Origin of the sequence: Streptomyces sp. NRRL B-24085 (genome assembly GCF_001282115.1) — a bacterium.
Lineage (GTDB): Bacteria > Actinomycetota > Actinomycetes > Streptomycetales > Streptomycetaceae > Streptomyces.
On sequence record NZ_LJBR01000126.1, the window covers coordinates 1 to 6,291 of the forward strand.

Below are 6,291 nucleotides of genomic sequence, written 5' to 3' on the forward strand. Positions count from 1 at the left end.
CCATCCCCGCCGTGCGCGCCCACACCCCGGCGCGCGGCCCCGGCTGGCGTCCCGCCTCCGGCCTGCGCGTGGTCGTGAACGACGCCGACCTCGCCGACGAGGGGCGGCTGCTCGCCGGTGAGCTGGGCCTGCGGTACGCCGGGCAGAAGGACGACGTGCGCGCCGGGGACGTACGCCTCACGCTCAACGACGACGAGGGCGCGGACCCGGAGTCGTACCGCATGACCGTGCGCGGCGGGCGGGTCGCCATCAGCGCGCCGGACGACGCGGGCGTGTTCTACGGCACCCGCACGCTCAAGCAGGAGGTGCGCGGCGGCGGTACGGCCCCGGAGGGCGTGGTGCGCGACGAGCCCGCCAAGCCGGTGCGCGGGTTCTTCCTGGACATGGCGCGCAAGCCCTTCACGGCCGGCTGGATCGAGGACCGGGTCCGGGAACTGGGCGACCTCAAGTACAACCAGCTCCAGCTGCACTTCTCCGACGACCAGGGCTTCCGGATCGAGTCCGCCTCGCACCCGGAGATCGTGTCGCGCCAGCACCTGACGAAGGCGCAGGTCAGGAAGATCGTCGCGCTGGCGGCGCAGCGGCACATCCGGGTCGTGCCGGAGATCGACTCGCCCGGACACCTGGGCGCGGTCCTCGCCGCCCACCCCGAGCTCCAGTTGCGCAGCGCGGCGGGGACCGTGGCGCGCGGCGCCGTGGACATCTCCAACCCCGCCTCGGCGAAGCTCGTCGACGATCTGCTGAAGGAGTACGCGGGGCTGTTCCCCGGCGTCGACTGGCACCTCGGCGGTGACGAGTACCGGGCGCTGATGGTGTCCGACCCGGCCGCGACCTACCCCCAGCTCGCCTCCGCCGCCCGCAAGGCGTACGGCTCGGGCGCCACCGTCGAGGACCTGACGACCGGGTGGCTCAACGACCGCGCCGAGACCGTCCGCGCGCTCGGCAGGAAACCGCTGGCCTGGAACGACGGCTTCTTCCGGGGGACGTCCGTCCGGCCCGCCGACGACATCCGGGTCGCCTACTGGACGGGCAAGGAGATCGGCGCCCGGCAGCCGCTGGAGTACCTGAGCGCGGGGCGGGACGTCGTCAACTACAACGACAAGTTCCTCTACTACGTCCTCGGGCAGCCCAACCAGTTCTACTACCCGACGGGACAGCGGATCTACGAGGAGTGGACCCCGAGAGTCCTGCGCGGCACGACGGCCGTCTCCTCGAAGTACGACGACCAGATCCTCGGCGGGTCCTTCGCGGTGTGGTGCGACTTCCCGAACGCCCAGACGCAGGACCAGATCGCGGCGGGCGTGCGGATGCCGCTGCGGGCGACCGCGCAGAAGCTGTGGGATCCGGGCAGGCCCGCCCTGACCTGGACGCGGTTCAAGGCACTGGCGGACAGGCTGGGCTGACGGGCCGGGGATTCCCTGTGGACGCACCGGGCCCTCGAACCGTATGTTCCGCATGCCGCGCGTGAGGCTCTGGGGAGAACCCGCGCGGTCCGCTGATCATCCACACCTCGGGGGACCTCGCCATGCTCTGCACGCGCTGCCATCACTTCGAAGCGGCACCGGACGGCGTCCTGTGCACGCAGTGCGCCGCCCCGGCCGGGTTCCAGGCCCCGCCGGCCGGCGCCCCGAAGGCCCGGCTGCGCTCGCCCGTCGGGCTCGGACGCGCCACGGCGGTGCTGCTCGCCGTGGCCGCGGCCGTCGACGCGTTCGCCGTCGGGGCGGACTTCCTGACGTACGACGTCACGGGTGACGTCCTCGGGGGCGCCTCCGGGGACTCCGTACCGGACCGGGCCGACCTGGCGGACACGCTCACCGCCGTGGCCGCCTCCGCGCAGGCCGCCGTGCTGCTGGCCTGTGCCGTCCTCTTCGTGATCTGGCTCTGGCGGGTACGGGTCAACGCCGAGGTGTTCGCCCCGGAGGGGCACAGCAAGGCGCGGGGCTGGGTCTTCGCGGGCTGGGTCGTGCCGTTCGTGGGTTTCTGGTACCCGCGCCGGGTGGTCCTCGACGTCTGGGACGCGAGCAGCCCGGAGGGCAGGCGCGAGGGGCACGCCCTGGTCAACGTCTGGTGGACGCTGTGGCTCCTGACGAGCGTCGTCGGGCGGTTCCTGGCGAGCATGGCGGGGGAGGCCGACACCGCTCAGGAGATCCACGACACGGCCGTCCAGATGCTGTTCGCCGACGGTGTCGACCTGGTCGCCGCCCTGGTCGCCGCCGCCCTCGTGCTGCGGCTGACCCGGATGCAGGACGAGAAGGCCCGCAAGGGACCCGCGGTACCCGTCGCCGTGTGACGGATCTGGTCCAACCTGCTGCGAACTGCCGTACGAATGTGGTGTATTCGGGCCACAACCGTACCGAGCAGCCGGGGGGAACCGGGATGGGCTACTGGGGTTACTTCGTCGTGGGCCGCGGGGAGCGGCCGCTCGCCGAGCTGGACGCGCTGGCCGGCGCCGAGGGCATGGTCCTGCGCGAGTCGGCGCCCGGGGGATGGCAGGTCTGGGAGTACGCGAACGGCGAGGGCGACGTCGGGAACATGAACGCCCTCGCCCAGGAGACCGGTTCGCCCGCGCTCTTCGGATACGTCATGGACAGCGCCTCGGTGGTCCTGGAGGCGGCGGGACCGGAGAGCGGGGCCTGGACGACCTGTCTGGCCCGGTCCGCCATGGCCGGGTATCTCGGGGACGGCGAGGACGGACTGACCCTGGAGGACTACTTCCTCGAACCCCGGGACGCGGCCGCGCGGGCCGTCGCCTGGGCCGCGGAGGCGGGGCACGAGGTGGCCGAGGAGCCACTGCTCGACGTACTGAACGCGGAACCCGACCCGTTGGCTGAAAACCTCTTCTTCCGTATGCTCGACCGGCTCGGCGTGGTGCCCCTGTGACACTCCCGGGCCGTCGCACGCAGTAAGGGGAAGTGCGGGTTCCGTTAGGGAACACCGCTCGGCGAAGGGGGCGTGGATGAGTCTGGTGGAACTGATCGGCCAGGCCGACGAACGCGGCCTGGCCGCCAGCGGGTTGGCTTGTTTGGATCGGTGCGTACCGTTGCTCGGCGGCGACGACGAGGTCCTTCGGCCGCTGTGGGCGGGGCTCGCGGACGACGCCGGGGCCGCGGAGTGGGGCGAACGGCTGGAGCAGGTGCGCGGGAAGCTGGGCGGGGAGTTCGGGGCGGCCGACGAGGAGTCGGGCGAGGACGAGGCCGTCGTGCTGGCCCGCCGGATGCTCGCCGCCGCCCCAGCCGAACGGTCCGCCGCCGGGGTCCGGGCGTGGGCCGACGCCTGCTCGGTCGCCGCGCTGCAGATCCACCGGCTGCTCGACCCCCTGACGGACGCCGGCGACTCGGTCGACGCCCGCCGCGAGGGGCGTACGGAGGGCATGTCCCCGCTCGTCGCCGCCGAACTGCGCCGCCAGATCACCGTCCTGGAGCTGCTGGCCGGTCACGGTCCCGCGGGTCTGCGGCCGGCTCTCGAGGTCTGCACGGAGGGCCGCCGGGTGCTGCGCGCGGTGGTGTCCCGCAGGAGCCGCCGGCGCGGATGAGGGCCGTCGGCCCGGCGGACGGGTGGCTCAGTGGACGAGCCACTTGACCACGGCGTCGCCGTACTGCGCCGTCTGCCCGTAGAACGCCGTGAGGTCGCGGTGCGCCGCCGCGAACACCCCCCGCGCCTCGCGTTCCGCGGCCGCCCCGCCGTGTCTCGGCAGCAGTTCCCCGCGGGCGACCCGCCACAGGGCCGCGAAGTCGGCCGACCCCAGGTACGCGGAGACACGGTTCGCCCGGGCCGCGGTCAGCAGCAGGAACGGGGGCTTGTCGTGGTCGCCCGGGTAGACCGGGAGACCGCCGAGGACCACCTCGGCCCCGGCGTACAGCAGTTCGTGGTCCAGGTAGGACTTGTCCAGGACCTCCTCCCGGTGCCGTCCGATGCGTTCGCGTACGGCGTCCCAGTCGTCCTCGAACAGCCGTTGCATCCAGTTCGCGCTGTTGCGCAGGGCCGAGGGCGGCACCGCGCGCAGATGGAAGTAGTCGCTCATCAGAGACAGGAGCGCACGGCGGGGGTGAATCGTCACTCCCGCGTCAACCTCGCTGCCGGAAGGGTCCTGTGACCGTCCCGGGAGGGATGCGGCGAAGCTGCGTCGGTCCTGCACCGGTCCCGCCGAGGGCCCCCGGTCCGGGTGACGAAACACCGTCCCCGAACGCTCTCCCCCTTGTGACGACTGATGTGACGGTTCAGGCAACTGCCCCTACGACGGCTGATGCGACCACCCGCCAGACCAGCCGCCCCGCCGCCGCGGCCAGACCCGTGCGGTGGGCCGCCGACGCCGTGTCGGCGCTGCGCGAGGGCGCGCGGGTGCGGCTCGACTACTCGGCGCAGAGCCTCTGGCGCGTCGACCGGCTGATCGAGGAGATACGGCGGGAAGGGGCGCCGTTCGCGGCCGTGGAGACCGTGCTGCGCGGCCTCGGCGCCTACGCCGGTGAGGTCGTCGTCCGCCAGACCGGCGCCGAGTGGTGGACGAGCGCCGGTGAGCACTGGGTCCGCACGCCCGACGGGCGGCTGTGGGACCCGGTGGACGAGGCCCGCCGCTGCTTCGCCGGGGACGGCTCGCTGCGGCTGCTGTGCCGCGACGCGACGGGTGCCGGGCGGCGCTGAACGCGGAACGGGCGTCCGCCCCCCGGATGCGGGGGAGCGGACGCCCGTGCCGATGAACGAGGCGCTGCGCGGGGCTACTTGATGTAGACCAGGCCGTCCGTCGTGATCGTCGGGCGGCCGCTGGTGCCGACCACCACGATCTTCACGGTGTGCTTGGCGGTGCTGGACCAGGACTTGGTCCAGATCGCGTCGCGGTACTTCGTGGTCGAGGACTTCAGGTCCACGGTCGCGACCTTGGTGCCGTCCACGTACACGTACGCCTGGCCGGAGGTGGACGCCCGCGAGACCACCCAGGCGGCGGACCGGCCGGTGAACGTCCAGGTCAGGCTCGCGCCCTTGGAACCGCTGGAGTACGACTTCCCGCCCAGGTAGCTCGTCGAGGAACGGCTCGTCCAGCTGCCGGACTTCGTCGCCGAGGTCTCCTGGAGGATCATCGGCGTGTAGGAGGGCGACGAGGTGCGGGTGTTGCCCGCGACGTCGTACGCCTTCATCGACCAGGTGCTCGCGGTACCGGACTTGGCGGTGCGGCTGGAGCTGGTGGTGGTTGGGCCGAAGGTGGCCGTCGTCGGGGAGAGCAGGCTCACCTGCTTGAGGACCGCGTTGTCGGCGGCCTTCCAGCCGAGGGTGACCGGGACGGCGGTGGTGTTGACCGTGCCGGTGCGCAGGGTGATCTTCGGGGTGGTGGAGAAGGTCGGCGCGGTGGTGTCGGTGACGACGGTCAGCGCGGTGCTCGTCACCGTCTTCCCGGACTGGTGCACGGCCCGTACGGCGACCTTGTGACTGCCCGCGGCCAGCGTGGTGCCCGCCGAGCCGGCCGTGCCGGAGGTGGTGGCGACGACCTTGCCGTCGACCAGCAGCTCGAACTTCGATATCAGCGAACCCGGCGTGGTGGCCGACCACTTCACCGTGATCGCGCCCTTGGTGTAGTACGTCGAACCGGACAGGGGCGCGCCGGTCAGCGAGGCGACCTTCAGCCCCTGCACCGGGCCGGACGCCCAGGCACGAATGGTCGGCAGCTGGGCGTACAGCGAGGTGCCCGGGCACTCGGTCGCGTAGCCGTCGCGGTGGCCGGAGACCCGGTTGAAGGTGTAGAGGCTGCCCGCGGTGAAGCTCGTGCCGGCGAGGTTCTTCTGGGTCGCGCCCGCCTTCAACTGGACCGTGGAGTCGGGGTCGACGCCGTACTGGCCGAGCTTCCAGGCCGCGATGCGGGCGACCGAGGCGAGGGCGGCGTTCGAGGCGCCCGTTGCGGTGTACTCGCCGATGACCGCGATGCCGGTGGACTCACGGTTCCAGCCGTAGGTGTGGGCACCCAGGACCGGCTTGTCGACGCCGCCCTTGCGGCCTTCGAAGATCGTGCCGCACTTGTCGACCAGGAAGTTGTAGCCGAGGTCGTTCCAGCCGTTGCCGTTGGGCTCCGGGGCGGTGTGGTACGCGTAGACAGCCCGCACGATCGACGCCGATTCGGCGCAGGTGTAGTCGTTCGACCCGGCCGTGTGGTGTACGAAGACGGCCTTCACATCGGCGTTGTACTCCGACGGGTCGGGGCTGAGCGACTCGTCGGCACCCCAGCCGGCGCGGGAGACGATCGGCGGCTCGGGGACCGTCGACGGGGGCCCGGTCGGGGCGGTGGCGGACGCGGTCGGCGTGGGCGTC

7 protein-coding genes are annotated in these 6,291 nt (G+C 72.4%); 5 read left to right on the forward strand and 2 right to left on the reverse strand.

The window, feature by feature from the left end; genetic code table 11:
* From AOJ26_RS16035 to AOJ26_RS16050, 4 genes are all read left to right on the forward strand, one after another.
* Nucleotides 1-1,403 (forward strand): beta-N-acetylhexosaminidase (locus tag AOJ26_RS16035; RefSeq protein WP_053848963.1); only part of this gene is annotated, 1,403 nt, incomplete at its 5' end.
* Between the two features lie 122 nt (nucleotides 1,404-1,525).
* Entirely contained in the window at nucleotides 1,526-2,290 is a 765-nt protein-coding gene (locus AOJ26_RS16040) for a DUF4328 domain-containing protein (RefSeq protein ID WP_053848964.1), read from the forward strand.
* Between the two features lie 86 nt (nucleotides 2,291-2,376).
* A complete protein-coding gene (locus AOJ26_RS16045; protein WP_053848965.1) occupies nucleotides 2,377-2,880 on the forward strand; it encodes a hypothetical protein in 504 nt (167 codons plus the stop codon).
* 76 nt (nucleotides 2,881-2,956) lie between these two features.
* The gene (locus AOJ26_RS16050) at nucleotides 2,957-3,532 is read left to right on the forward strand and encodes a hypothetical protein (RefSeq protein ID WP_053848966.1); all 576 of its coding nucleotides are present in this window, start codon (nucleotides 2,957-2,959) and stop codon (nucleotides 3,530-3,532) included.
* A gap of 27 nt (nucleotides 3,533-3,559) precedes the next feature.
* Here AOJ26_RS16050 and AOJ26_RS16055 read toward each other — a convergent pair whose 3' ends face one another.
* Nucleotides 3,560-4,021, reverse strand: coding sequence for a hypothetical protein (locus AOJ26_RS16055; RefSeq protein ID WP_053848967.1), 462 nt, complete (start codon nucleotides 4,019-4,021; stop codon nucleotides 3,560-3,562).
* A 188-nt stretch (nucleotides 4,022-4,209) separates the two neighbouring features.
* Between AOJ26_RS16055 and AOJ26_RS16060 the strand changes: the two genes are divergently transcribed.
* Nucleotides 4,210-4,638 (forward strand): hypothetical protein, encoded by a 429-nt coding sequence (locus tag AOJ26_RS16060; RefSeq protein ID WP_078959914.1) that lies wholly within the window; start codon nucleotides 4,210-4,212, stop codon nucleotides 4,636-4,638.
* Between the two features lie 74 nt (nucleotides 4,639-4,712).
* Here AOJ26_RS16060 and AOJ26_RS16065 read toward each other — a convergent pair.
* Nucleotides 4,713-6,291 (reverse strand): N-acetylmuramoyl-L-alanine amidase (locus AOJ26_RS16065; RefSeq protein ID WP_053848969.1); only part of this gene is annotated, 1,579 nt, incomplete at its 5' end.

Bases quoted from the DNA above. Each gene is read 5' to 3' on its own strand.
- AOJ26_RS16045 (WP_053848965.1), top strand. From the start codon at position 2,377: ATGGGCTACTGGGGTTACTTCGTCGTGGGCCGCGGGGAGCGGCCGCTC.
- AOJ26_RS16050 (WP_053848966.1), top strand. From the start codon at position 2,957: ATGAGTCTGGTGGAACTGATCGGCCAGGCCGACGAACGCGGCCTGGCC.
- AOJ26_RS16040 (WP_053848964.1), top strand. From the start codon at position 1,526: ATGCTCTGCACGCGCTGCCATCACTTCGAAGCGGCACCGGACGGCGTC.
- AOJ26_RS16055 (WP_053848967.1), bottom strand. From the start codon at position 4,021: ATGAGCGACTACTTCCATCTGCGCGCGGTGCCGCCCTCGGCCCTGCGC.